The organism is Escherichia sp. 10290 (genome assembly GCF_030295155.1).
Lineage (GTDB): Bacteria > Pseudomonadota > Gammaproteobacteria > Enterobacterales > Enterobacteriaceae > Escherichia > Escherichia coli_F.
Genome location: NZ_AP025741.1, coordinates 5,056,972 through 5,083,356, shown reverse-complemented (window position 1 = coordinate 5,083,356; position 26,385 = coordinate 5,056,972). Strand labels below are relative to the sequence as shown.

Genomic DNA, 26,385 nt, shown 5'->3' with positions numbered 1-26,385 from the left:
GTATTTTGCATGGATTACATATTTACGACATAAATGATAAATGGAGATTTATATGAATAACTCTCGGTTATTCCGTTTGAGCAGGATTGTTATTGCGTTAACTGCCGCCAGCGGCATGATGGTAAATACCGCTCACGCAACAGATGAAGCGAAAGCCGCGACTCAATATACCCAGCAGGTTAATCAGCATTACGCAAAATCATTACCGTTTAGCGATCGTCAGGACTTTGACGATGCCCAGCGCGGATTTATCGCCCCGCTGCTGGATGAAGGTATTCTGCGCGATGCGAATGGCAAAGTTTACTACCGCGCGGATGATTACAAATTTGATATTAATGCCGCTGCGCCGGAAACCGTAAACCCCAGCCTGTGGCGTCAGTCGCAGATCAACGGCATTTCTGGCCTGTTCAAAGTCACCGATAAAATGTATCAGGTACGCGGCCAGGATATCTCTAACATTACATTCGTTGAGGGCGAGAAAGGCATTATTGTTATCGACCCACTGGTAACGCCGCCTGCCGCAAAAGCCGCACTTGACCTTTACTTCCAGCATCGTCCGCAAAAACCGATTGTTGCTGTGATTTACACCCACAGCCACGCCGACCATTATGGCGGTGTGAAAGGCATTATCTCTGAAGCGGATGTTAAATCTGGCAAAGTGCAAGTGATCGCTCCGGCAGGCTTTATGGACGAAGCCATCAGCGAAAACGTGCTGGCGGGTAACATCATGAGCCGCCGTGCGCTCTACTCTTACGGTCTGTTACTGCCGCATAACGCGCAAGGCAACGTGGGCAACGGCCTGGGCGTGACGCTGGCAACGGGCGACCCGAGCATTATTGCGCCAACCAAAACGATTGTCAGAACTGGCGAGAAGATGATTATCGACGGCCTGGAATTTGACTTCCTGATGACTCCGGGTAGCGAAGCGCCAGCCGAAATGCACTTCTATATTCCGGCCCTGAAAGCCCTGTGTACCGCCGAAAACGCCACGCATACCCTGCACAACTTCTACACCCTGCGCGGCGCGAAAACCCGCGATACCAGCAAGTGGACAGAGTATCTGAACGAAACGCTGGATATGTGGGGTAACGACGCGGAAGTACTGTTTATGCCACACACCTGGCCGGTCTGGGGCAATAAGCATATCAATGATTATATTGGTAAATATCGCGATACTATCAAATACATTCACGACCAGACCCTGCACCTGGCGAACCAGGGTTACACCATGAATGAAATTGGCGACATGATTAAGCTGCCACCTGCGCTTGCCAATAACTGGGCCAGCCGCGGCTATTACGGTTCTGTCAGCCACAACGCCCGCGCGGTGTATAACTTCTATCTTGGCTATTACGACGGTAACCCGGCTAACCTGCATCCGTATGGTCAGGTGGAGATGGGTAAACGTTACGTGCAAGCTCTGGGCGGTTCTGCCCGCGTTATTAACCTGGCGAAAGAAGCGAACAAGCAAGGTGATTATCGCTGGTCGGCAGAACTGCTGAAACAGGTGATTGCCGCCAACCCGGGTGACCAGGTCGCGAAGAATCTGCAAGCGAATAACTTTGAACAGCTGGGCTATCAGGCCGAGTCCGCCACCTGGCGCGGTTTCTACCTGACCGGCGCAAAAGAGCTGCGCGAAGGGGTGCATAAGTTCAGCCACGGCACCACCGGTTCTCCGGACACCATTCGCGGGATGTCGGTCGAAATGCTGTTCGACTTTATGGCCGTTCGCCTCGATAGCGCGAAAGCCGCAGGTAAGAATATCAGCCTGAACTTCAATATGAGCAACGGCGATAACCTCAACCTGACGCTGAACGATAGCGTGCTTAACTACCGTAAAACGCTGCAACCTGAAGCCAACGCCTCTTTCTACATCAGCCGTGAAGATCTTCACGCCGTGCTGACCGGACAAGCCAAAATGGCGGATCTGGTAAAAGCGAAGAAAGCCAAAATTATTGGCAATGGCGCGAAACTGGAAGAAATTATTGCCTGTCTGGATAATTTCGATTTGTGGGTGAATATCGTAACCCCAAATTAATGCCACTCACTTTTGGGGGCGCTTAAGCCCCCAAAAGTATTTATTTTAAAAATACATACAACCAATTAATACATAAAATATATAAGTTATGAATGCGGTGGCTGAATAAAGCTATTTTTATTCATCGAGAAAATAGCCATACTGACGCCTTCAATGGATATTGATATTCACTACAGATATTGTTCGCAGCAGACAGGATGTATTTAATATGCCAACAGTTCTCTCTCGCATGGCGATGCAACTCAAAAACACAGCCTGGATAATTCCCGTCTCCATGGTTTCGGGATGCTCATTATCTCCGGCAATCCCGGTGATCGGCGCTTATTATCCCAGCTGGTTTTTCTGCGCCATTGCCAGCCTTATTTTGACGCTCATCACGAGGCGAATTATTCAGCGGGCAAATATCAATCTGGCATTTGTCGGAATTATTTATACCGCCCTTTTTGCTCTCTACGCCATGCTGTTCTGGCTGGCATTTTTCTAATCTATTTGAGACGCGCTCATGGAAAGTACGCCGAAAAAAGCTCCTCGCAGTAAATTCCCTGCTCTGTTAGTGGTTGCGTTGGCGCTGGTTGCCCTTGTTTTCGTTATCTGGCGCGTAGACAGTGCGCCATCAACTAATGACGCCTACGCGTCAGCAGATACCATTGATGTGGTGCCGGAAGTCAGCGGTCGCATTGTAGAACTGGCGGTCACCGACAACCAGGCGGTGAAACAGGGCGATTTGCTGTTCCGCATCGACCCGCGCCCGTACGAAGCCAATCTGGCGAAAGCCGAAGCCTCCCTCGCGGCGCTGGATAAGCAAATTATGCTCACCCAGCGTAGCGTTGACGCACAACAGTTTGGTGCCGACTCGGTTAATGCCACGGTAGAAAAAGCCCGTGCCGCCGCGAAACAGGCCAGTGATACATTACGCCGCACCGAGCCATTACTGAAAGAAGGTTTCGTCTCAGCGGAAGACGTTGACCGTGCAAGAACGGCGCAGCGCGCCGCAGAAGCCGATCTTAACGCCGTATTGTTGCAGGCGCAGTCAGCCGCCAGCGCCGTCAGCGGCGTGGATGCGCTGGTGGCGCAACGTGCGGCAGTGGAAGCGGATATTGCGTTGACGAAACTGCATCTGGAAATGGCGACCGTTCGCGCGCCGTTTGATGGCCGGGTCATTTCCCTCAAAACCTCCGTCGGGCAATTTGCTTCTGCCATGCGCCCTATTTTCACCCTAATCGACACCCGTCACTGGTACGTGATCGCCAACTTCCGCGAAACCGATCTGAAAAATATTCGCTCGGGTACACCCGCAACGATTCGCCTGATGAGCGACAGCGGCAAAACCTTCGCAGGTAAAGTGGATTCGATTGGCTACGGCGTGCTACCGGATGACGGCGGCCTGGTGCTGGGCGGCCTGCCGAAAGTGTCTCGTTCTATTAACTGGGTCCGCGTTGCCCAGCGTTTTCCGGTCAAAATCATGGTTGAAAAACCTGACCCGGAAATGTTCCGCATCGGCGCTTCGGCAGTCGCTAATCTTGAGCCGCAATAATGAGCGCGCTCAACTCCCTGCCATTACCGGTGGTCAGGCTGCTGGCGTTCTTTCATGAAGAGTTAAGCGAGCGGCGACCAGGCCGCGTGCCGCAGACTATGCAACTCTGGGTAGGCTGCTTGCTGGTGATTCTGATCTCGATGACTTTTGAGATCCCTTTTGTGGCGTTATCACTGGCAGTGCTGTTTTACGGTATTCAGTCGAACGCGTTTTACACCAAATTTGTCGCGATCTTGTTTGTGGTCGCCACGATGCTGGAAATCGCCAGCCTGTTTTTGATCTACAAATGGTCATATGGCGAACCGTTGATCCGATTGATCATTGCCGGACCGATCCTGATGGGCTGTATGTTTTTGATGCGCACCCATCGGTTGGGGCTGGTTTTTTTCGCCGTCGCCATTGTCGCCATTTACGGGCAAACATTCCCCGCCATGCTCGACTATCCGGAAGTGGTCGTGCGCTTAACGCTGTGGTGTATCGTTGTCGGCCTCTACCCGACGTTATTGATGACGTTAATCGGCGTGCTGTGGTTTCCCAGCCGCGCTATCACGCAGATGCATCAGGTGCTTAATGATCGGCTTGATGATGCCATTAGCCACCTGACGGACAGCCTCGCACCGCTACCCGAAACGCGGATTGAAAGAGAGGCGCTGGCGCTGCAAAAACTCAATGTCTTTTGCCTCGCGGACGATGCCAACTGGCGAACTCAGAGCGCATGGTGGCAAAGCTGCGTGGCAACGGTAACCTACATTTACTCGACGCTGAATCGCTACGATCCCACCTCTTTTGCTGATTCTCAGGCAATTATTGAATTTCGGCAAAAATTAGCCTCAGAAATCAACAAACTGCAGCATGCCATTGCCGAAGGTCAGTGCTGGCAAAGCGACTGGCGGATCACTGAAAGTGAAGCGATGGCGGCACGGGAATGTAACCTGGAGAATATCTGCCAGACATTGTTGCAACTGGGTCAGATGGACCCGAATACACCGCCAACGCCCGCCGCCAAACCGCCATCAATGGTCGCCGATGCTTTTACCAATCCAGACTATATGCGCTACGCGGTAAAAACGCTGCTCGCCTGTTTGATCTGTTACACCTTCTACAGCGGCGTGGACTGGGAAGGCATTCACACCTGTATGCTGACCTGCGTGATCGTCGCTAACCCCAATGTCGGTTCGTCGTACCAGAAGATGGTGTTGCGTTTTGGCGGGGCTTTTTGCGGCGCAATTCTGGCGCTGTTATTCACGCTACTGGTCATGCCCTGGCTGGACAATATTGTCGAATTGCTATTTGTGCTGGCACCGATTTTCCTGTTGGGCGCATGGATTGCCACCAGCTCTGAACGCTCTTCTTATATCGGCACACAGATGGTGGTCACCTTCGCGCTCGCCACGCTCGAAAACGTTTTTGGCCCGGTGTACGACCTGGTGGAAATTCGCGATCGCGCCCTGGGTATCATCATTGGTACCGTGGTGTCCGCGGTGATTTACACCTTTGTCTGGCCTGAAAGTGAAGCGCGCACACTGCCGCAAAAACTGGCTGGCGCGCTGGGTATGTTGAGTAAAGTAATGCGGATCCCACGCCAGCAGGAAGTCACGGCTCTGCGCACTTATCTGCAAATTCGTATAGGTCTGCATGCGGCGTTTAATGCCTGTGAACAGATGTGCCAACGCGTGGCGCTGGAGCGTCAACTGGACAGCGAAGAACGCGCTTTACTGATTGAACGTTCGCAAACGGTTATTCGTCAGGGCCGCGATATTCTTCACGCCTGGGATGCAACCTGGAACTCGGCGCAGGCGCTGGATAACGCACTACAGCCGGACAGAGCAGGCCTGTTTGCCGACGCACTGGAGAAATACGCCGCCGGCCTGGCAAGCGCACTCAGCCGTTCTCCTCAAATTACACTTGAAGAGACACCCGCCTCGCAGGCCATCCTGCCGACCTTATTAAAACAGGAGCAATACGTCTGCCAGCTTTTTGCCCGCTTGCCAGACTGGACTGCCCCGGCATTAACGCCCGCCACGGAACAGGCACAAGGAGCCACGCAATGATCAATCGTCAACTTTCACGCCTGCTGTTATGCAGCATTCTCGGCAGCACGACGCTGATTTCGGGCTGTGCCCTGGTACGTAAGGATTCTGCCCCGCATCAACAGCTCAAACCGGAACAAATCAAACTGGCCGATGATTTTCATCTCGCCAGCTCCGGCTGGCCACAGGCGCAGTGGTGGAAACAACTCAATGATCCGCAGTTGGATGCGCTGATCCAACGGACGCTAAGTGGTTCACATACCCTCGCCGAAGCGAAACTGCGGGAAGAAAAAGCGCAGTCGCAGGCGGATTTGTTAGATGCCGGTTCACAATTACAGGTGGCAGCGTTAGGGATGCTAAACCGCCAACGTGTCTCGACGAACGGCTTTTTAAGCCCTTATGCTATGGATGCGCCAGCACTGGGTATGGACGGGCCGTACTATACGGAAGCCACAGTCGGTTTGTTTGCCGGACTGGATCTTGATTTGTGGGGTGTGCATCGCTCAGCGGTTGCCGCCGCCATTGGCGCGCATAATGCAGCGCTGGCAGAAACCGCAGCAGTAGAGCTATCGCTGACCACGGGCGTAGCGCAGCTTTATTACAGTATGCAGGCCAGCTATCAGATGCTCGATCTGTTAGAACAAACACGCGATGTGATTGATTACGCGGTGAAAGCGCACCAGAGTAAAGTGGCGCACGGTCTGGAAGCGCAAGTGCCTTTCCACGGCGCGCGGGCACAGATTCTGGCGGTCGATAAACAAATTGCTGCCGTTAAAGGGCAAATCACCGAAACGCGAGAATCTCTGCGTGCATTGATTGGCGCAGGAGCCAGCGATATGCCGGAGATCAAACCGGTGGCATTACCGCAAGTCCAGACCGGCATTCCAGCGACACTCTCTTATGAGTTGCTCGCCAGACGCCCGGATCTGCAAGCCATGCGCTGGTATGTTCAGGCGTCATTAGATCAGGTGGATTCCGCGCGGGCGCTGTTCTATCCGAGCTTTGATATCAAAGCGTTTTTCGGCCTGGATTCTATCCACCTGGATACCTTATTCAAAAAAACCAGTCGCCAGTTCAACTTTATCCCAGGTCTGAAATTGCCGCTGTTTGACGGTGGACGGTTGAATGCCAATCTCGAAGGCACTCGCGCCGCCAGCAACATGATGATTGAACGTTACAACCAGTCAGTGCTAAATGCGGTGCGCGACGTTGCAGTCAACGGCACGCGTCTGCAAACGCTCAACGACGAGCGGGAGATGCAGGCAGAACGCGTAGAAGCAACGCGCTTCACCCAGCGCGCTGCCGACGCCGCCTACCAACGCGGCTTAACCAGTCGCTTACAGGCCACCGAAGCCCAGTTGCCGGTGCTTGCCGAAGAGATGTCATTACTGATGCTGGACAGCCGCCGGGTGATCCAAAGCATTCAGTTGATGAAATCGCTGGGTGGCGGGTATCAGGCGGCTCCCGTCGTCGAGAAAAAATAAAATGTCAGCCGCGTGATGGCTGTCACGCGGTATTTCGTTTCGTCACGTCAAAACTGACGACAGCCTGTTTTTCGTCAGAGTTTTGAATAAATAGTGCCCGTAATATCAGGGAATGCCCCCAAATAAAATGTGGCATAAAAGATGCATACTGTAGTCGAGAGCGCGTATGCGTGATTTGATTAACTGGAGCGAGACCGATGAAAAAAGTCGTCACGGTTTGCCCCTATTGCGCATCAGGTTGCAAAATCAACCTGGTCGTCGATAACGGCAAAATCGTCCGGGCGGAGGCAGCGCAGGGGAAAACCAACCAGGGTACCCTGTGTCTGAAGGGTTATTATGGCTGGGACTTCATTAACGATACCCAGATCCTGACCCCGCGCCTGAAAACCCCCATGATCCGTCGCCAGCGTGGCGGCAAACTCGAACCTGTTTCCTGGGATGAGGCACTGAATTACGTTGCCGAGCGCCTGAGCGCCATCAAAGAGAAGTACGGTCCGGATGCCATCCAGACGACCGGCTCCTCGCGTGGTACGGGTAACGAAACCAACTATGTAATGCAAAAATTTGCGCGCGCCGTTATTGGTACCAATAACGTTGACTGCTGCGCTCGTGTCTGACACGGCCCATCGGTTGCAGGTCTGCACCAATCGGTCGGTAATGGCGCAATGAGCAATGCTATTAACGAAATTGATAATACCGATTTAGTGTTCGTTTTCGGGTACAACCCGGCGGATTCCCACCCTATCGTGGCGAATCACGTAATTAACGCTAAACGTAACGGGGCGAAAATTATCGTCTGCGATCCGCGCAAAATTGAAACCGCGCGCATTGCTGACATGCACATTGCACTGAAAAACGGCTCGAATATCGCGCTGTTGAATGCGATGGGCCATGTCATTATTGAAGAAAATCTGTACGACAAAGCGTTCGTCGCTTCCCGTACAGAAGGCTTTGAAGAGTATCGTAAAATCGTTGAAGGCTACACGCCGGAGTCGGTTGAAGATATCACCGGCGTTAGCGCCAGTGAGATTCGTCAGGCAGCGCGGATGTATGCCCAGGCGGAAAGCGCAGCCATTCTGTGGGGCATGGGTGTTACCCAGTTCTATCAGGGCGTGGAAACCGTACGTTCTCTGACCAGCCTCGCGATGCTGACCGGTAACCTCGGTAAGCCGCATGCGGGGGTAAACCCAGTTCGTGGTCAAAACAACGTGCAGGGGGCCTGCGATATGGGCGCGCTGCCAGATACTTACCCTGGCTACCAGTACGTGAAAGATCCGGCTAACCGCGAGAAATTCGCCAAAGCCTGGGGCGTAGAGAGCCTGCCTGCACATACCGGTTATCGCATCAGCGAGCTACCGCATCGCGCAGCGCATGGCGAAGTGCGCGCCGCGTACATTATGGGCGAGGATCCGCTGCAAACGGATGCGGAACTGTCGGCAGTACGTAAAGCTTTTGAAGATCTGGAACTGGTCATCGTTCAGGACATCTTTATGACCAAAACCGCGTCGGCGGCGGATGTCATTTTACCGTCAACGTCGTGGGGCGAGCATGAAGGCGTGTTTACTGCGGCTGACCGTGGCTTCCAGCGTTTCTTCAAAGCAGTTGAACCGAAATGGGATCTGAAAACGGACTGGCAGATTATCAGTGAAATCGCCACCCGTATGGGTTATCCGATGCACTACAACAACACCCAGGAGATCTGGGATGAGTTGCGTCATCTGTGCCCGGATTTCTACGGTGCGACTTACGAGAAAATGGGCGAACTGGGCTTCATTCAGTGGCCTTGCCGCGATACTTCAGATGCCGATCAGGGGACTTCTTATCTGTTTAAAGAGAAGTTTGATACTCCGAACGGTCTGGCGCAGTTCTTCACCTGCGACTGGGTAGCGCCAATCGACAAACTCACCGACGAGTATCCGATGGTACTGTCAACGGTGCGTGAAGTCGGTCACTACTCTTGCCGTTCGATGACCGGTAACTGTGCGGCACTGGCGGCGCTGGCTGATGAACCAGGCTACGCACAAATCAATACCGAAGACGCCAAACGTCTGGGTATTGAAGATGAGGCATTGGTTTGGGTGCACTCGCGTAAAGGCAAAATTATCACCCGTGCGCAGGTCAGCGATCGTCCGAACAAAGGGGCGATTTACATGACCTACCAGTGGTGGATTGGTGCCTGTAACGAGCTGGTTACCGAAAACTTAAGCCCGATTACGAAAACGCCGGAATACAAATACTGCGCCGTGCGCGTCGAGCCGATCGCCGATCAGCGCGCCGCCGAGCAGTACGTGATTGACGAGTACAACAAGTTGAAAACTCGCCTGCGCGAAGCGGCACTGGCGTAATACAGTCCTTTCTACAGCCTCCTGTCGGAGGCTGTTTTTTTATCCATTCGAACTCTTTATACTGGTCACTCCCTACCCAATCGTATTATCAAAATGAAAAAAATTATCGCATTGATGTTGTTTTTGACATTCTTTGCCCATGCGAACGGCTCCGAGCCTGGCAGTCAGTATCTCAAGGCTGCAGAGGCTGGAGACCGACGCGCACAATATTTTCTTGCCGACAGCTGGTTTAGCTCCGGCGATTTGAGCAAAGCCGAATATTGGGCACAGAAAGCCGCCGACAGCGGTGATGCTGATGCCTGCGCGCTGTTAGCGCAGATCAAAATCACCAATCCGGTCAGTCTGGACTATCCACAAGCAAAAGTTCTTGCAGAGAAAGCGGCGCAAGCGGGCAGTAAAGAAGGTGAAGTAACGCTGGCGCATATTCTGGTAAATACGCAAGCGGGTAAACCGGATTATCCAAAGGCGATTTCGCTGTTAGAAAACGCCTCTGAAGATCTGGAGAACGACTCCGCCGTCGATGCTCAGATGCTGCTTGGTTTGATTTACGCTAACGGCGTGGGCATTAAGGCCGACGATGAGAAGGCAACCTGGTATTTCAAACGCAGCTCTGCGATTTCACGAACCGGTTATTCCGAGTACTGGGCGGGAATGATGTTCTTAAATGGTGAAGAAGGTTTTATCGAGAAGAACAAACAGAAGGCGCTGCACTGGCTGAACCTGAGCTGTATGGAAGGGTTTGATACCGGGTGTGAAGAGTTTGAAAAATTAACTAACGGTTAATGTAGGCCTGATAAGGCGCGCCAAGCGTCGCATCAGGCATTGATGTCGGATGCGGCGTAAACGCCTTATCCGACCTACAAAATCACCCTAAATCAAGCTATTGCGCAGTCTGGCGTAGGCCTGATAAGACGCGGCAAGCGTCGCATCAGGCATCCACACATTGCCGGGTGTATGTCCCCGGCAATCCTCAATTATTGATCCGCAGTTTTATCAAATTTGCCCAGCACTTCGCGCTCATAAGCCAGCGCTTTCTTACGGTCAAATTTGTGTTCCCACTTGGCAATCACCAGCACCGCCAGCGCATTACCCACCACGTTCAGCGCAGTACGCGCCATGTCGAGGATACGGTCAACACCGGCAATAAACGCCAGACCTTCCAGCGGGATCCCTACGCTGCCCAGCGTTGCCAGCAACACCACAAACGACACGCCCGGCACGCCAGCAATCCCTTTCGAGGTCACCATCAGCGTCAGCACCAGAATGATTTCCTGCCAGATGGACAGGTCAATGCCATACAACTGCGCGATGAAAATAGCGGCAATACTTTGATACAGCGTCGAACCATCAAGGTTAAAAGAGTAACCGGTCGGCACCACGAAACTGGTGATCGACGCCGGTGCACCATAGGCTTCCATCTTCTCAATAATTCGCGGCAGCACGCTTTCAGAGCTGGCAGTGGAGTACGCCAGAATCAGCTCATCTTTCAGAATACGAATCAGGATCCAGACGCTTAACCCGCACAGGCGCGCCACAATTCCCAGCACTACCAGCGCGAAAAACAGAATGGCGAAATGCACCAGCAGCACCAGTTTCGCCAGTGGCCACAGAGACGAGAAACCAAAGTTAGCCACCGTCACCGCAATCAGCGCAAACACACCCACTGGCGCATAACGCATCACCATGTGAGTCACTTTAAACATGGTTTCAGAGATGGAGCGGAACACGGTCACCAGCGGTTCACGATGCGTTGCGGGCAGGGAGGAAAGCCCCAGACCAAACAGTACCGAGAAGAAGATGATCGGTAACATTTCGCCTTTCGCCATCGACGCCACAATATTCGTCGGCACCAGAGACAAAATCGTGCCCATAATACCGTGGGAACTGCTCTGTACCGCTTCTGTAGTGCTCTGATATTTCGAGATATCGACGGTTGCCAGCTGCGACATATCCACCCCGGCACCGGGCTGGAAGACGTTCGCCAGGGTGATCCCCAGAATGATGGCGACAGTGGTGATCACCTCGAAATAGATAATGGTTTTCGCGCCAATACGCCCGAGCTGTTTGGCATCACCAACACCCGCAATACCCACCACCAGCGTGGAGATCACAATCGGCACAACAATCATTTTGATCAGATGGATGAAGATATCACCCGCCGGAGAGAGCAAATTGACGACCAGCCATTCGCGACTGTCGCTATGGTAGTGCAGGTAGCTTCCCAGGAGAATGCCCAGCACCATAGCAAACAGAATCTGCCAGGCCAGGCTGAATTTTATATTTTTCATCAGAATAACTTCCTCAATGGAGCGCCGTTCCCGTTCAGAAACGCGAGAACGTGACATACTGCCAGGGCATGAATTGTGTTGCGTTGGTTTGTAGATTTTTTTAACGCTTATAATCAGTATCATTTGCGCGGTATGTTGCGCAACCCTTTAACAACAGAGCTTTTCGCTGCATTAATGCATAATAACGCGAGTTTATGGTAGGATTAATGAATAACCATTTGTTATGGAAAGATTTTTATTTGTTTAATCTGCAATAATACTGATTGGTGATTATTTTTGGTATATGTTCATTCGATTGTTTTTTATGCAGCTCAATAACATAATCTTCATCACCAAATGATTAATCCGATCTTCGCTGCAACAATTTCGCCATATTAATCGACTCGACCAGCTGTGTCCGGTTGATCCGGGGTGAGTTGAGATCCATCACTTTTTGCCATAATCCGATGGCCTGCGCGTAGTTCGCCTGCATAAACGCATCGGAAGCCAGCAGCATCAGAGCGGTGATTTCGTTAGAGTCCAGCGCGAGGGCTTTGTCGATCATTGCGCGAGTCTGGGCGGTCATATGCTGGCTGGCCTGGTAATACAGCACCGTCGCCAGCGCCGCATACAGTTCAGCGTTCTCACCACGTAGTTGCAACGCCTGACGGTACGCCAGCAGCGAATTGCTGTAATCGTTTTGCCACAGATAATACTCGCCCAGTAACGCCCATTGTTCGCTGTTTTGTGGATTAGCGCGGATTTTATCCTGCAATGCCTGAAGCTGCGCTTCCGGGGTTTGCTGGCTGGCAAACTGATGTAGCGGATCGCGCTGACGCTGATACTCCGCACGTACCGCCTGCCATTTTGGGCTTAACAGATAACTGCCGACACAGAGAAATACCATAAATATCGTGAGTGTTGTCAGCATTTTCACCGGTATTTGAGGCTGTTTCATCGCTTCGCCCTTACCCGCCAGAGGATCAGTATCATCAGCAGTAACAACACCACTGGCAGCGCCCACAACATCAGCGTCTGACCGGTTAACGGTGGGTTATAGCGAACAAAATCTCCGTAGCGTTCGGTCATCCAGCCAATGATTTCGACTTCACTTTTCCCCTCCGCCACCATGCTGTAAACCTGATGGCGCATACTGACTGCCACCGGCGCATTGGATTCCAGTAAGTTCTGATTCTGGCATTGCGGACAACGTAACTGGCTGGCAATAGTTAACGCCTGTTCCTGTTGTTGCGGATTGGCGAATTGCCAGGTGTCTACAACCTGAGCGCGCGCAAAACAGGTAAATAACAGCAGTAGCGTGAGAAGCCCTTTATTCATCGCGCTTCCTCCCCCGCCATCCGCTTAACAATGCGCCCGCAATCATCAACAATCCTCCCCCCCAGATCCAGCGCACACCGCGTTGTACATACAAACGAAAAGCGTAACGATCCGGTCCGGTTTTCTCGCCCATGACCGCATACCAGTCATGGATGCCGTTCCAGCGAATTGCCGGTTCCATCATTTGCTGACGACGTGCTTCGTAAAAACGCCGCTCCGGCGTCAGTTCACCAATGCGTTGCTGATGGTCAAACAGCGCCACTATCGCTTTTTCGCTGGTGTAATTACCTTTGGCTTGCAGATCGAGGCGCTCAAAACGGAAGGTATATCCTGCCAGAGTCACCTGCTGACCCGGCTGTAAATTCAGGCTGATCTCCTGACGGCTGACGCTTGAAACCACGATCCCCGCGGCAAATAACAGCACACCCGCATGCGCCAGCAGCGCCGGAAGCTGCACGCGTTTGCCAGAGACAAACGTCGCCAGCACAATCACCACCAGCATCAACAGACCAAACGGTAACGTCGCGCGGTTAAAATACGGCGCGCCAACGGAGAGGCGTCCCCAGCCCAGCAGGCCGTAAATCATCGGATAAAGCGTTCCCACCAGCACGATCAGTAGCACTGCGCAAAACAGCAACAGCGTAGCGAGGATTAACATTTCCCGCGATAACCCCGAAAAATGCACCGCCGGGCCACCGTCCCGCGCTCGCCAGCCATACAGAGCCAGAGACACAAGGCTAATCAACGCAAACAGGCTGAACAACGGCACGGCGCGGACGTTATCCAGTGCGAACGCATGAACCGAAACCAGAATGCCAGAGCGGACAATTAAGGTGCCCAGCAGCGACAGCATCAGAGTAACTATCGCCAGTAACAGCGACCAGTGGCGGAAAATCCCCCGCTGGCGTGTCAGGGACAAACTGTGCAGCAGCGCAGTGGCAGAAAGCCAGGGTAATAAAGAGGCGTTTTCCACCGGGTCCCAGAACCACCAGCCGCCCCAGCCCAGTTCGCAATAGGCCCACCAGGAACCAAGGATGATCCCCGCAGTTAATGCCCCCCAGCCTGGTAGTGCCCAACGCCAGCAAATTCGGGCGCTGGCAGCATCAAACTCACCGCGCAGTAGACTCGCCAGCGCCACACTCGCCGCCACCATCAAACCACCATAGCCGAGATAAAGCAGCGGCGGATGAAAGATAAGACCGGGATGTTGCAGCATCGGATTGAGATCGCGACCTTCGATTGCTGGCGGAAATATCCGCGCAAACGGATCGGACCACAGCACCACAAACAGTAGCAGTGCGGTGAGCATGAGAGATAAAACGGCTAGCGTCAGCGGAAATAGCGGATCGGTTTGCTGCCGATAATGCCAGGCAAACAGCGCACTCCACGCGGAAAGGAGTAGCACCCAAAGTAGCAACGAACCTTCATGCCCTCCCCACACTGCCGCCAGTTTGAGTTCCCACGACAGCAGGCTGTAGCTATGTTGGGCGACATAAATGACCGAGAAATCGCTGATGAGAAAACAATACGTCAGTACGCCAAAGGCGAGCAGCAGGAGCGCGAACTGCGCCAGAGTGCCGATGCAAGTGAGTCGCATCATGGCAGGCCAGCGCAACCGCACTCCCGCAAAGGTTGTCAACGGGGTCAACACGTTGACCCCAAGACTTAACAACAACGCCAGAAAACCGACTTCAGGAAGGAATACGTCCAGAAACCACCTCTTTTCTGGCTTACGCCACCGTCAACTGCCCAGCGTAGAGAATGAAAAAGCGCAGCATCAACACCCCGACCAGGCTGGCCCCACACGCCGCCAGCACGGCAGGAATCCCGGAACTGCGATTGACCCACGGTTTGAGCAACATTGGCACAATCAGCCCCAGCCCGGCGACACCAAGCCAGAACCACCACGTCCAGAAACCGCCGCCCAATGCCGCCACCAGCGCACGCACTTTACCGTCATCGCCCAGGGCCAGACCGACGAAAAACGCCACCAGCAGGAAGATTTCGCCCCATACCACAGGGATTTCCATACGGTGAACAAAGTGCGCTTCCGTGGAATGCGGGTTACTGCGTTGGCGTATCGCCATAGCGATCAACGCCACCGCCGCACCGGACGAAATGCCGGAGAAGAGGAATAGCACCGGCAGGATCGGGTTATTGAGGAACGGATATGATTTCAGCGCCGACAGCAGAAAGCCGGTATAAGCCCCCAGCAGCACCGCCAGCACCAGCATCAATGTTTCCAGTCCGCGATGAACGGGCGTCAGCAGACTCAGAACCTTTTGTACGATCCCCAGCTTCGGCAACCAGCGTTGTTGCAGGGCAAGCAAATCATGTTCAAAGATTTTCGCCAGCCACAGCACCAGCACCACCATGTAGAGCTGAAACAGCATCACCCCCATCGACATCACCGAGGTAAAACTGTAGTGGAACATCAGCTTCCAGAAGGTCCACGGTCTTGTCAGGTGGAAGACGAGGATCAACAGACCGAGGATCACCGCGCCAGGCCCGACAATCAGCGTGGTGCGCAGCAACGTACTGTCTGCACCGCCCGCCTGCGGGTAGAAGCGACGTAACAGCACGGCCAGCGTCACCAGACCGGCAGAAATACCAATCAAAAACAGGTAGATGGCAATCGGCCAGTCCCACACCAGCGATTCAAAATGAAATGCGGAAGTCTGCGTCATTGGCTCACCTCCCCGTATTTAAACGGTACGCGGTACAGCTTCGGTTTGGTTCCCAGCGCCAGCTTGTAGCGGTAAGTGGGCTTCTGGCGTAGCAGTTGTGAAATCTCACTGTTGGGATCGTCCAGATTGCCAAACGTCAGCGCCTTCGTCGGGCAAGCCTCAACGCACGCGGGGAGCTTACCGGCCTGCAAATTGGTCTTACGGCAGAAATCGCATTTGTCCGCCGTCTTCGTGACCGGATGGATAAAGCGCACACGGTACGGACAGGCGGCGATGCAGTACTGACAACCGACGCAGAGATCCGGGTTAACATCGACAATCCCGCTGGCAGCATCGCGAAAAGACGCACCCGTTGGGCAGACGTCAACGCACGGTGCATGGTCGCAGTGCTGGCAAGACTTACGAAAGAAGCGATATTTCACATCAGGAAATTCGCCCTGCGGCTCGCTACGAATAATTGTCAGGCGCGAGACGCCTTCCGGCACCTTGTTCACTTCCCGACAAGCATCCATACAGGCAGTACAGCCGATGCATAACGACTCGTCATGCACCATGCCGTAACGCACCCCATTGATATTCAACGTTTTCGCCACCACGCGTCCTGCGGTGCCGCTGACGGCTGCCAGCACGCCGACGCCGGTGAGAAACTGGCGACGAGACCAGGTCATGGCTGCTCCTTAAGCAACGGAACAGACGCCGGGTTAAAGTTCGGATTGGTGCGCTGATCGCTGTGGCAATCGACGCAAATCTTAATCCGTCCTTTGTCACTTAACGTCTGCATCGTATCTTGCTGTGGATGCAGGGAATGGCAGCTGGCGCACGCCACTTTGGTTACGTGGACATCGTGCGGCCAGAACGCTTTTTGCAACTGTTCCGGCAGATGGCAGGACATACAGACGCTGTTCTGCTCTCCAACCTTGTACATCGGCTCGTTAAAGCGCATCACATCTTTCACCCCTTCGCGGTGTTGCGGTGATGGCTGGCCGTGACAGTTGGTGCAGGTGACCGGCAGTTTGTTATTTGGGTTGATAACAGAAGCATGTTTGCCATGCATACCTTCGGTATCTGGTTTATGACAGTCCAGACAGGCGGCATCCGGGTTACGCTGCTGGGTAACTTCGTAGCAATCACCAGATGCCTGCGCCGCAGGGGTAGCGGTAATTCCGTTCAGGCTCCACAACAGGCCCGACGCCAGCACCCCGGCAGTTAATAACGAACGTAATACGCTCATATTCACTCCATTGTGTTTTCCGCCCCTTGCGAGGCGGAACGGGGTTATTGGCTTAACAGACCGTTTTTACGTGCCTGCTCTTCCCACTGCGGGATCACCGTTTTGATAAAGTCCTGCTTCTCAGCCTTGATTTGTTCCATGTTCAGGCCAATGGCCTGCTGGGCTTTCTCTTTGGTTGAGATATCCGGGATCTGGATTTCATGGGTGATGCCTTTGGTCGCCAGCAGGCGCGCCAGTTTGGTGCGCGCATCCGCCGCTTTATCCATCGCCGTACCGAGCATCCTCAGACCTTCTTCCGGTGCGTGCATATGAATGCCGTGGGAAGCGATCGCCAGATCCCAACGCCACTGAGCATGACGGATATCGTCCTGAATCGGTTTCATTTCGGCTTCCGTCGCGCCTGCATCCAGCGCCGCTTTCGCTTCGAAGTGAGCGTGAACCAGTTGATCTTCAACCTTGATTTTCAGGTCGTTAATCGACTGCTTACGTTCCGCGACCACTTTTTGCAGGGCAGCTTTGTCCTGGGTATGGCAGTTCGCACAAGTCTGGGCGAAGTTATCAAACGGATTACCAATTTTATGGTCGGTGTAGAGTTTGCCTTCAGCGTTCTGCACTTTTGGCATATGGCAGTCGATACAGGTCACGTTGTTTTTGCCGTGAATGCCCACTGTCCAGGTTTCATATTCCGGGTGCTGCGCTTTCAGCATTGGCGTTTTCGACAGGGAGTTAGTCCAGTCAGAGAAGGCAATTTTGTCGTAATACTGCTCCATATTTTCGACTTTCATGCCGTCATCCCACGGGAATTTAACGGCTTTGTTTTTGCCATCGAAGTAATACTCCACATGGCACTGACCGCAAACCATCGATTGCTGGTCGAAGCGTCCGGCTTTCTCAAAAGGTTTACCAATGGCTTCCATCGCGCGAGCCGCATACGGACGGGAAAGGGTTAACTCCGGTTTGCCTTTGGCGAACTCTGGTGAGGCAGTGTTATGGCAATCGGCACAACCTAAGTTGTTGACGATTTCCGGGCCGCCGCGCGCCCATTTACCGTGGAAGTAGCCATCTTCACCGTCTTTCTGGATCAGACGCGCCACATCCGGGCTTTTACAACTCCAGCATGCCATCGGTAGCGGACCATCTTCAGCGTTTTTCGGCGCACCGGTACGCAGGGTTTCACGAACATCGGTTACCGCAAAGGCATGTCCGCGCGGCTTGTTGTAATCGCGCGAGAAAGGATACCCCGCCCACAGAATCACCAGTCGTGGATCTTCCGCCAGGGCGTCAACACGCTCTGACTGTTCCGAGGTGGCTTTCCAGGAGAGATATTGATCGGGATGCTGCGGAGCGAAGGTTTCATTCTTCGCTTCCACGGTTACAGGTTTCGTGGGAGCGGCCGTTTGTTCAGCGTGAACAGAAGTGAAAAAGAAAAAAGGAATCAACAAGCTGAAGATACGGCGTGCGTTTATTTTTATCCTTGTCATAGGGGCTTCATCCGAATTGCGCCATTGTTGCAATGGCGGTTTTTATTGTTTTCACGACAGTAACCGCACCTACACTGCCATGACATTGCTCGCTCCTATGTGTAACAAATAACCACACTGTGAATGTTGTCTTTAATCAATTGTAAGTGCATGTAAAATACCACTTTAGAGTTAGTCAGTATTTTCCTCTTTTTCAATAGCATGCATAACTGCATGTTCCTCAAAGAATTAATCAACTTTTGTTGGTGGCCTTCAAAAATTACCCTGCCGTTTATTTGCACAATTCTACTTTTGCGTGATCTGTCGCCCAAATACTAAACAAAACTGCCAATACCCCTACATTTAACGCTTATGCCACATATTATTAACATCCTACAAGGAGAACAAAAGCATGAGTCAAATTCACAAACACACCATTCCTGCCAACATCGCAGACCGTTGCCTGATAAACCCTCAGCAGTACGAGGCGATGTATCAACAATCTATTAACGCACCAGATACCTTCTGGGGCGAACAGGGAAAAATTCTCGACTGGATCAAACCGTACCAGAAGGTGAAAAACACCTCCTTTGCCCCCGGTAATGTGTCCATTAAATGGTACGAGGACGGCACGCTGAATCTGGCGGCAAACTGCCTTGACCGCCATCTGCAAGAAAACGGCGATCGTACCGCCATCATCTGGGAAGGCGACGACGCCAGCCAGAGCAAACATATCAGCTATAAAGAGCTGCACCGCGACATCTGCCGCTTCGCCAATACCCTGCTCGGGCTGGGCATTAAAAAAGGTGACGTGGTGGCGATTTATATGCCGATGGTGCCGGAAGCTGCGGTCGCAATGCTGGCCTGCGCCCGCATTGGCGCGGTGCATTCGGTAATTTTCGGCGGCTTCTCGCCGGAAGCCGTTGCCGGACGCATTATCGATTCTAACTCACGACTGGTGATCACTTCCGACGAAGGCGTGCGTGCCGGGCGTAGTATTCCGCTGAAGAAAAACGTTGATGACGCGCTGAAAAACCCGAACGTCACCAGCATTGAACATGTGGTGGTACTGAAGCGTACTGGCGGAAAAATTGACTGGCAGGAAGGGCGCGACCTCTGGTGGCACGACCTGGTTGAGCAAGCCAGCGATCAGCACCAGGCGGAAGAGATGAACGCCGAAGATCCGCTGTTTATTCTCTATACCTCCGGTTCTACCGGTAAGCCGAAAGGCGTGCTGCACACTACCGGCGGTTATCTGGTGTACGCGGCGCTGACCTTTAAATATGTCTTTGATTATCATCCTGGCGATATCTACTGGTGCACCGCCGATGTGGGCTGGGTTACCGGACACAGTTATTTGCTGTATGGCCCGCTGGCCTGCGGCGCGACCACGTTGATGTTTGAAGGCGTACCGAACTGGCCGACGCCTGCCCGTATGGCCCAGGTGGTGGACAAGCATCAGGTCAATATTCTCTATACCGCGCCCACGGCGATCCGCGCGCTGATGGCAGAAGGCGATAAAGCGATCGAAGGCACTGACCGTTCGTCGCTGCGCATTCTCGGTTCCGTAGGCGAGCCAATCAACCCGGAAGCGTGGGAGTGGTACTGGAAGAAGATCGGCAACGAGAAATGTCCGGTAGTCGACACCTGGTGGCAGACCGAAACCGGCGGTTTCATGATCACACCACTGCCTGGTGCTACCGAGCTAAAAGCAGGTTCTGCAACGCGTCCGTTCTTCGGCGTGCAACCGGCGCTGGTCGATAACGAAGGTAACCCGTTGGAAGGGGCTACCGAAGGCAGCCTGGTGATCACCGACTCCTGGCCTGGTCAGGCGCGTACATTGTTTGGCGATCACGAACGCTTTGAACAGACCTACTTCTCCACCTTCAAAAATATGTATTTCAGCGGCGACGGCGCGCGTCGTGATGAAGATGGCTATTACTGGATCACCGGGCGTGTGGACGACGTGCTGAACGTCTCGGGTCACCGTCTGGGAACAGCGGAGATTGAGTCGGCGCTGGTGGCGCATCCGAAGATTGCCGAAGCCGCTGTCGTGGGTATTCCGCACAATATTAAAGGTCAGGCGATCTACGCCTACGTCACGCTTAATCACGGGGAGGAACCGTCACCAGAACTGTACGCAGAAGTCCGCAACTGGGTGCGTAAAGAGATTGGCCCGCTGGCAACGCCAGACGTGCTGCACTGGACCGACTCCCTGCCAAAAACCCGCTCCGGCAAAATTATGCGCCGTATTCTGCGCAAAATTGCGGCGGGCGATACCAGCAACCTGGGCGATACCTCGACGCTTGCCGATCCTGGCGTTGTCGAGAAGCTGCTTGAAGAGAAGCAGGCTATCGCGATGCCCTCGTAACTCTCAATTGCCGGATGCGATCCGGGCAACAAGTCGGAAACGATTTGTAGGCCTGATAAGACGCGACAGCGTCGCATCAGGCATTGATTGCCGGATGCGGCGTATAACGCCTTATCCGGCCTACATAAGGCAAGGGTTACCTGGGCGTTAACCCGCTCCCATAAGGGCGCGGGAATTAAAACAATCCCTACATTACCTCTGGAGAATCTGTGATGAATGGCACTATTTATCAGCGGATAGAAGACAATGCGCATTTCAGGGAGTTAGTCGAAAAACGGCAACGGTTTGCCACCATCCTGTCGATTATTATGCTGGCAGTTTATATCGGCTTTATTTTACTGATCGCCTTCGCGCCCGGCTGGCTGGGCACTCCGCTGAATCCGAACACCAGCGTCACACGCGGTATTCCGATTGGTGTTGGAGTAATTGTGATCTCCTTTGTTCTCACTGGTATCTACATCTGGCGGGCGAACGGCGAATTCGACCGTCTTAATAATGAAGTCCTGCATGAGGTACAAGCATCATGAAAAGAGTTCTGACGGCGCTTGCCGCCACACTCCCTTTCGCAGCTAACGCCGCGGATGCTATTAGCGGGGCCGTAGAGCGCCAGCCAACGAACTGGCAGGCGATTATTATGTTCCTGATTTTCGTCGTGTTTACGCTCGGCATTACCTACTGGGCGTCAAAACGCGTACGTTCGCGTAATGACTACTACACCGCAGGCGGCAATATCACCGGTTTTCAGAACGGGCTGGCGATTGCCGGGGACTATATGTCCGCTGCCTCATTCTTGGGGATCTCCGCGCTGGTGTTTACCTCCGGCTATGACGGCTTAATTTACTCGCTGGGCTTCCTGGTGGGCTGGCCGATCATTCTGTTCCTGATTGCCGAACGTCTGCGTAACCTCGGTCGCTACACCTTTGCCGATGTAGCCTCGTACCGCCTGAAACAGGGGCCTATCCGTATTCTTTCGGCCTGTGGTTCTCTGGTGGTGGTGGCGCTTTACCTTATCGCTCAGATGGTAGGCGCAGGTAAACTCATCGAACTGCTGTTTGGCCTTAACTATCACATTGCGGTAGTGCTGGTCGGCGTGCTGATGATGATGTACGTCCTGTTCGGCGGTATGCTGGCGACCACCTGGGTACAGATTATCAAAGCTGTGCTGTTACTGTTTGGTGCCAGCTTTATGGCCTTTATGGTGATGAAACACGTCGGCTTTAGCTTCAACAATCTGTTCAGCGAAGCGATGGCGGTACACCCGAAAGGTGTCGATATCATGAAGCCGGGCGGATTGGTGAAAGATCCTATCTCCGCGCTGTCGCTGGGTCTGGGGCTGATGTTTGGTACGGCTGGCTTACCGCACATTCTGATGCGTTTCTTTACGGTCAGCGATGCCCGAGAAGCGCGTAAGAGCGTGTTCTACGCCACCGGATTTATGGGCTACTTCTATATCCTGACCTTTATTATCGGCTTTGGTGCGATCATGCTGGTCGGTGCGAATCCGGAATATAAAGACGCGGCGGGCCATCTGATTGGTGGTAACAACATGGCGGCAGTTCACCTGGCCAATGCTGTGGGCGGCAACCTGTTCCTCGGCTTTATTTCAGCGGTTGCTTTCGCCACCATTCTTGCGGTGGTTGCGGGACTGACGCTGGCGGGTGCTTCTGCGGTTTCGCATGACCTGTACGCTAACGTCTTCAAAAAAGGTGCGACCGAACGTGAAGAGCTACGGGTATCGAAAATCACCGTGCTGATCCTCGGCGTGATTGCCATTATCCTCGGCGTGCTGTTTGAGAATCAGAACATCGCATTTATGGTGGGCCTGGCGTTTGCCATCGCGGCGAGCTGTAACTTCCCGATCATTCTGCTTTCCATGTACTGGTCGAAACTGACCACCCGTGGCGCGATGATGGGAGGCTGGCTGGGGCTGATTACCGCAGTGGTACTGATGATTCTCGGCCCTACCATTTGGGTACAGATCCTCGGTCACGAAAAAGCCATCTTCCCGTACGAATACCCGGCGCTGTTCTCTATCAGTGTGGCATTCCTCGGCATATGGTTCTTCTCGGCAACCGATAACTCAGCGGAAGGTGCGCGCGAGCGTGAACTGTTCCGTGCGCAGTTTATCCGTTCCCAGACCGGCTTTGGCGTTGAGCAAGGCCGCGCGCATTAATCTCTCCCCTTCCCCGGTCGTCTGACCGGGGAATACTCTTCCTCTCCAATATGCATCATCTTTTCCCATAATATTAAACAAATAAACTCATTAAAAAAATGAGCGATTTTTGACAGTCGTAGAAAATGATAATGCAGAGAATATGCCTTTTCTTTCTTGTTAATTATAAGGATATTTTATGCGCTATAATGGTTTAAATAATATGTTTTTCCCTCTTTGCCTGATTAACGATAACCACCCTGTCACAAGTCCATCACATACAAAGGAAACAAAATCAGATAATTATAGCAAACATCATAAAGACACGTTAATTGACAATAAAGCCCTCTCTCTTTTCAAAATGGATGATCATGAAAAAGTGATAGGCTTGATTCAGAAAATGAAAAGAACTTATGATACTTTACCATCAGGAAAAATCACTAAAGAAACTGACAGGAAAATTCATAAATATTTTATAGATATAGCTTTATATGCAAGTAATAAATATGACGATAGAATTACGAGAAGAGTTTACCTTAATAAAGATAAGGAAGTGTCAATTAAGGTAGTGTATTTTATAAATAATGTCACTGTCCATAATAATACTATCGAAATCCCACAGACAGTAAATGGTGGTTACGATTTTTCACACCTTAGCCTGAAAGGTATCAGGATTAAAGATGAAGATTTATCCAATTCGGATTTTGCAGGTTGCAGACTACAAAATGCTATTTTCCAGGGCTGTAATATGTATCAAACGAATTTTAATTTTGCCATAATGGAAAAAATAATTTTTGATAATTGTATTCTCGATGACTCAAATTTCGCTCAGATAAAAATGACTGACGGAACTCTAAATGCATGCTCCGCTATGCATGTTGAATTCTTCAATGCAACAATGATTAGAGCTAAAATTAAAAATACCTTCCTTGACTATTCAAATTTTTATATGGCGTACATGGCTGAGGTGAATCTTTATAAAGTAATAGCGCCATATGTTAATTTATTTAGAGCCGACCTTAGTTTCTCTAAACTCGATTTAATTAACTTTGAACATGCTAATCTTTCTCGCGTCAACCTGAACAAAGCAACCCTCCAGAATATAAACTTAATTAATAGCAAACTCTTTTTTACGCGGCTGACAAATACGTTCCTCGAAATGGTTATATGTACCGATTCTAATATGGCTAATGCTAATTTTAATAATGCCAATTTAAGCAATTGCCATTTCAACTGTTCTATTTTAACAAAAGCCTGGATGTTTAATACCCGTTTCTATCGGGTTAATTTCGATGAGGCTATCGTCCAGGGAATGGGCATATCCATTCTCCGTGGGGAGGATAATATTCCCATTAATAGTGATATCCTGATAACACTACAGCAACTCTTTGAAGAGGATTGTGCCACTCATACTGGCATGTCACAAACTGAGCATAATATTCAGGAAGTGTCTATGAATACCACTGAAGATACTATGCAATACGCAGATTGAGATTAAGCCGAAGAATAGCCAATGAATTGACTTTAAAAGAGAGATACTCACGGACTTCTGACTTATTTATTTTAGAATCATGAATGTTAGCCCGAGGTAATCTGAAAAAGGTGCAAAAGATTGCACCTTTTTCAGATTACCTCGGGCCTGGTTACGTCGCTTTCGGCTTACTGATTTTCCTCAATCAACAACGCTTCAAGCAAATCGAGATCGTGCAATAATTTTTGCAGCGTTTCATTGCTGATCTCCCGCGTGGCGCGCAGGTGGTACAGTTCAGCACGTTCAGAACGCAATGCCGCCAGACGGAAGCGACGCTCAAGGTTCTCTTCCTGCACGGAACTTTCAACGTCGTTACGTCCATCGGCGCGACGACGCAGGTTACCAATGACGCGAGAACTGACCTCCGTGAGCAGCTGGTTATCGATATTCTCTTCGGTATCCGCCGCCAGACGCTCCTCCATTTTCTGGATTGCCACAATCGCCACTTCTGCCGTTGCCGCTCGCGCAATACGCTCCTCTTTCAACTGCTGCGAATGGTCTGCGACTTCAATGTGTTGCAGCAAAATGGGCAACATCACCACGCCGACAAACAGCGAGAAGAGAATGACGCCAGCCGCCAGGAACACCAACTCATAGCGCGCCGGGAAGACGTTGCCATCCGGCAAGAGCAGCGGGATAGAGAGCACACCGGCTAGTGTGATCGCCCCACGCACCCCGGCAAAAGACGCAATCAGGATTTCTCGTGTGGTCCACGAACCAAACTCCATCGGCTTCTTCTTCAGAAAACGGTTGCTGAACTTTTTCATCGTCCACAGCCAGCCAAAACGGACCAGCATCAGCGCCGCATAAATCAGAATGATATCGGTAAACAGCATCCAGATTTCGACGTTAGGGTCGATTTCTGCCGCCATCAGCGACGTCTCCAGAATACCCGGCAACTGCAGACCTAACAGCAGGAATACCATGCCGTTGAAGACAAATTCCAGCATCGCCCAGGTGCTGTTTGCGCGCAGGCGCATCGCCAGCGGCGCACGGCGCATTACACCGGAGCGGGTGATGGTCATCCCGGCGGCAACCGCAGCAAGAATACCGGAAACGCCAATATGTTCGGCAATCAGATAAGAAGCGAATGGCAGCAGGAACAGCAGTACAATCTGCGTCGCGGGTTCATCACCGCCCCAGCGGCTGAGGAATCGCAGCGAACGACCATACAGCCAGCTCACCACAAAACCGGCGAGAATACCGCCTATTGCCACTTTCATAAATTCCACCGTTGCACCGCCGACGGTGAAGATCATCGTCCCCATCGCCACTGCCACAGCAAACTTTAATGACACCAGGCCGGAGGCGTCATTCATCAACGCTTCGCCCTGCAAAATACCCATGATTTTTTTCGGGATGCGCCCTTCGCCAACAATACCGGAAAGCGCCACAGCATCGGTCGGAGAAAGCACCGCCGCCAGCGCAAAGGCGGGAATCAGCGGAATGCCCGGCACCACCCAGTAAATAAGGAAGCCAATGCCAACCACGGTGACCACCACCAGCGCCAGCGCGAGGCCGAAAATCTCCCGACCATGTTCGAGAAATTCACGGGTCGGCGTTTTCCAGCCATCTGCGAACAGCAACGGCGGGATAAACAAGACTAAAAAGAGTTCAGGATCAAACTCCACATGCAAACCAAACGTCGGCCACGCCAGTAGCGCACCGATGGCGATTTGCATAAGCGGAAGCGGGATCTGAAAGGGCATGACACGAGTGACCACCCCGGACAGCGAGACCACGAGGGTCATTATCAGTATGGTGAAGAAGATTTCCATGCGTTCCCTGTTTGCGATGTTTTTTTATGATCTGAGAAAGGCGTTATGCCTGAATTCTCATTTTTTCAGAATATCGCAAAAGCTCACACAATGTGCGGAGAAAATAAAAACGGGCAGCCATTGCCACCCGTTTTCAGAA

The 26,385-nt window shown here is 52.3% G+C and carries 20 protein-coding genes; 11 read left to right on the top strand and 9 right to left on the bottom strand.

From position 1 onward, the window contains the following. The first annotated feature begins 52 nt into the window (after positions 1–52). From yjcS to yjcO, 7 genes are all read left to right on the top strand, one after another. Positions 53–2,038, top strand: coding sequence for an alkyl sulfatase YjcS (gene yjcS / locus QUE74_RS25265; RefSeq protein ID WP_001355086.1), 1,986 nt, complete (start codon positions 53–55; stop codon positions 2,036–2,038). 208 nt (positions 2,039–2,246) lie between these two features. Continuing rightward, entirely contained in the window at positions 2,247–2,522 is a 276-nt protein-coding gene (locus QUE74_RS25260; RefSeq protein WP_001355085.1) for a YtcA family lipoprotein, read from the top strand. 18 nt (positions 2,523–2,540) lie between these two features. After that, complete coding sequence (gene mdtN / locus QUE74_RS25255) at positions 2,541–3,572, top strand: multidrug efflux transporter periplasmic adaptor subunit MdtN (RefSeq protein ID WP_000446358.1); 1,032 nt, start codon at positions 2,541–2,543, stop codon at positions 3,570–3,572. Beyond that, positions 3,572–5,623, top strand: a complete 2,052-nt coding sequence (gene mdtO, locus QUE74_RS25250) for a multidrug efflux transporter permease subunit MdtO (RefSeq protein WP_001275163.1) — start codon at positions 3,572–3,574, stop codon at positions 5,621–5,623. Before mdtN ends, mdtO begins: the two co-directional genes overlap by 1 nt. Continuing rightward, a complete protein-coding gene (mdtP, locus tag QUE74_RS25245) occupies positions 5,620–7,086 on the top strand; it encodes a multidrug efflux transporter outer membrane subunit MdtP (protein WP_000610545.1) in 1,467 nt (488 codons plus the stop codon). Before mdtO ends, mdtP begins: the two co-directional genes overlap by 4 nt. Before the next feature lie 197 nt (positions 7,087–7,283). Beyond that, a complete protein-coding gene (gene fdhF / locus QUE74_RS25240; protein WP_077627041.1) occupies positions 7,284–9,431 on the top strand; it encodes a formate dehydrogenase subunit alpha in 2,148 nt (715 codons plus the stop codon). 93 nt (positions 9,432–9,524) lie between these two features. Beyond that, a complete protein-coding gene (gene yjcO, locus QUE74_RS25235; protein WP_000719894.1) occupies positions 9,525–10,214 on the top strand; it encodes a Sel1 family TPR-like repeat protein YjcO in 690 nt (229 codons plus the stop codon). Positions 10,215–10,405: 191 nt separating this feature from the next. Here yjcO and gltP read toward each other — a convergent pair whose 3' ends face one another. The 8 genes from gltP to nrfA form a co-directional block, all read right to left on the bottom strand. After that, entirely contained in the window at positions 10,406–11,719 is a 1,314-nt protein-coding gene (gene gltP / locus QUE74_RS25230; RefSeq protein WP_001361135.1) for a glutamate/aspartate:proton symporter GltP, read from the bottom strand. A 340-nt stretch (positions 11,720–12,059) separates the two neighbouring features. Continuing rightward, positions 12,060–12,656, bottom strand: coding sequence for a heme lyase NrfEFG subunit NrfG (gene nrfG, locus QUE74_RS25225; protein ID WP_000812966.1), 597 nt, complete (start codon positions 12,654–12,656; stop codon positions 12,060–12,062). Continuing rightward, the gene (gene nrfF, locus QUE74_RS25220) at positions 12,653–13,036 is read right to left on the bottom strand and encodes a heme lyase NrfEFG subunit NrfF (protein WP_001032539.1); all 384 of its coding nucleotides are present in this window, start codon (positions 13,034–13,036) and stop codon (positions 12,653–12,655) included. Before nrfF ends, nrfG begins: the two co-directional genes overlap by 4 nt. Further along, positions 13,029–14,747, bottom strand: a complete 1,719-nt coding sequence (locus tag QUE74_RS25215) for a heme lyase CcmF/NrfE family subunit (protein ID WP_071533219.1) — start codon at positions 14,745–14,747, stop codon at positions 13,029–13,031. The genes nrfF and QUE74_RS25215 overlap by 8 nt, the downstream gene beginning before the upstream one ends. 19 nt (positions 14,748–14,766) lie before the next feature. Next, the gene (nrfD, locus tag QUE74_RS25210; protein WP_000195167.1) at positions 14,767–15,723 is read right to left on the bottom strand and encodes a cytochrome c nitrite reductase subunit NrfD; all 957 of its coding nucleotides are present in this window, start codon (positions 15,721–15,723) and stop codon (positions 14,767–14,769) included. Next, entirely contained in the window at positions 15,720–16,391 is a 672-nt protein-coding gene (gene nrfC, locus QUE74_RS25205) for a cytochrome c nitrite reductase Fe-S protein (protein WP_000220281.1), read from the bottom strand. Before nrfC ends, nrfD begins: the two co-directional genes overlap by 4 nt. Further along, positions 16,388–16,954 (bottom strand): cytochrome c nitrite reductase pentaheme subunit, encoded by a 567-nt coding sequence (nrfB, locus tag QUE74_RS25200; protein ID WP_001355083.1) that lies wholly within the window; start codon positions 16,952–16,954, stop codon positions 16,388–16,390. Before nrfB ends, nrfC begins: the two co-directional genes overlap by 4 nt. Positions 16,955–16,998: 44 nt before the next feature. Beyond that, on the bottom strand, positions 16,999–18,435 hold the full coding sequence (gene nrfA, locus QUE74_RS25195) for an ammonia-forming nitrite reductase cytochrome c552 subunit (protein WP_001355082.1): 1,437 nt from the start codon (positions 18,433–18,435) through the stop codon (positions 16,999–17,001). A gap of 391 nt (positions 18,436–18,826) precedes the next feature. Between nrfA and acs the strand changes: the two genes are divergently transcribed. The 4 genes from acs (at position 18,827) to QUE74_RS25175 (ending at position 24,429) form a co-directional block, all read left to right on the top strand. Continuing rightward, positions 18,827–20,785, top strand: a complete 1,959-nt coding sequence (acs, locus tag QUE74_RS25190) for an acetate--CoA ligase (RefSeq protein WP_000078199.1) — start codon at positions 18,827–18,829, stop codon at positions 20,783–20,785. Between the two features lie 212 nt (positions 20,786–20,997). Continuing rightward, a complete protein-coding gene (locus QUE74_RS25185; protein ID WP_001014565.1) occupies positions 20,998–21,312 on the top strand; it encodes a DUF485 domain-containing protein in 315 nt (104 codons plus the stop codon). Beyond that, positions 21,309–22,958, top strand: coding sequence for a cation/acetate symporter ActP (actP, locus tag QUE74_RS25180; RefSeq protein ID WP_000832550.1), 1,650 nt, complete (start codon positions 21,309–21,311; stop codon positions 22,956–22,958). The genes QUE74_RS25185 and actP overlap by 4 nt, the downstream gene beginning before the upstream one ends. Positions 22,959–23,136: 178 nt before the next feature. Further along, a complete protein-coding gene (locus QUE74_RS25175) occupies positions 23,137–24,429 on the top strand; it encodes a pentapeptide repeat-containing protein (protein ID WP_001270077.1) in 1,293 nt (430 codons plus the stop codon). Between the two features lie 167 nt (positions 24,430–24,596). Here the strand turns inward: QUE74_RS25175 and QUE74_RS25170 are convergent, their stop codons facing one another. After that, entirely contained in the window at positions 24,597–26,246 is a 1,650-nt protein-coding gene (locus tag QUE74_RS25170) for a Na+/H+ antiporter (protein ID WP_000402207.1), read from the bottom strand. Positions 26,247–26,385 lie beyond the last annotated feature (139 nt).

Excerpts from the sequence above, each read along its gene's own strand:
- QUE74_RS25170 (WP_000402207.1), bottom strand. The coding sequence starts at position 26,246 with ATGGAAATCTTCTTCACCATACTGATAATGACCCTCGTGGTCTCGCTG.
- nrfB (WP_001355083.1), bottom strand. The coding sequence starts at position 16,954 with ATGAGCGTATTACGTTCGTTATTAACTGCCGGGGTGCTGGCGTCGGGC.
- yjcO (WP_000719894.1), top strand. The coding sequence starts at position 9,525 with ATGAAAAAAATTATCGCATTGATGTTGTTTTTGACATTCTTTGCCCAT.
- mdtO (WP_001275163.1), top strand. The coding sequence starts at position 3,572 with ATGAGCGCGCTCAACTCCCTGCCATTACCGGTGGTCAGGCTGCTGGCG.
- nrfG (WP_000812966.1), bottom strand. The coding sequence starts at position 12,656 with ATGAAACAGCCTCAAATACCGGTGAAAATGCTGACAACACTCACGATA.
- nrfF (WP_001032539.1), bottom strand. The coding sequence starts at position 13,036 with ATGAATAAAGGGCTTCTCACGCTACTGCTGTTATTTACCTGTTTTGCG.
- nrfC (WP_000220281.1), bottom strand. The coding sequence starts at position 16,391 with ATGACCTGGTCTCGTCGCCAGTTTCTCACCGGCGTCGGCGTGCTGGCA.
- acs (WP_000078199.1), top strand. The coding sequence starts at position 18,827 with ATGAGTCAAATTCACAAACACACCATTCCTGCCAACATCGCAGACCGT.
- mdtN (WP_000446358.1), top strand. The coding sequence starts at position 2,541 with ATGGAAAGTACGCCGAAAAAAGCTCCTCGCAGTAAATTCCCTGCTCTG.
- QUE74_RS25185 (WP_001014565.1), top strand. The coding sequence starts at position 20,998 with ATGAATGGCACTATTTATCAGCGGATAGAAGACAATGCGCATTTCAGG.
- gltP (WP_001361135.1), bottom strand. The coding sequence starts at position 11,719 with ATGAAAAATATAAAATTCAGCCTGGCCTGGCAGATTCTGTTTGCTATG.
- yjcS (WP_001355086.1), top strand. The coding sequence starts at position 53 with ATGAATAACTCTCGGTTATTCCGTTTGAGCAGGATTGTTATTGCGTTA.
- actP (WP_000832550.1), top strand. The coding sequence starts at position 21,309 with ATGAAAAGAGTTCTGACGGCGCTTGCCGCCACACTCCCTTTCGCAGCT.
- QUE74_RS25260 (WP_001355085.1), top strand. The coding sequence starts at position 2,247 with ATGCCAACAGTTCTCTCTCGCATGGCGATGCAACTCAAAAACACAGCC.
- nrfA (WP_001355082.1), bottom strand. The coding sequence starts at position 18,435 with ATGACAAGGATAAAAATAAACGCACGCCGTATCTTCAGCTTGTTGATT.
- QUE74_RS25175 (WP_001270077.1), top strand. The coding sequence starts at position 23,137 with ATGCGCTATAATGGTTTAAATAATATGTTTTTCCCTCTTTGCCTGATT.
- nrfD (WP_000195167.1), bottom strand. The coding sequence starts at position 15,723 with ATGACGCAGACTTCCGCATTTCATTTTGAATCGCTGGTGTGGGACTGG.
- mdtP (WP_000610545.1), top strand. The coding sequence starts at position 5,620 with ATGATCAATCGTCAACTTTCACGCCTGCTGTTATGCAGCATTCTCGGC.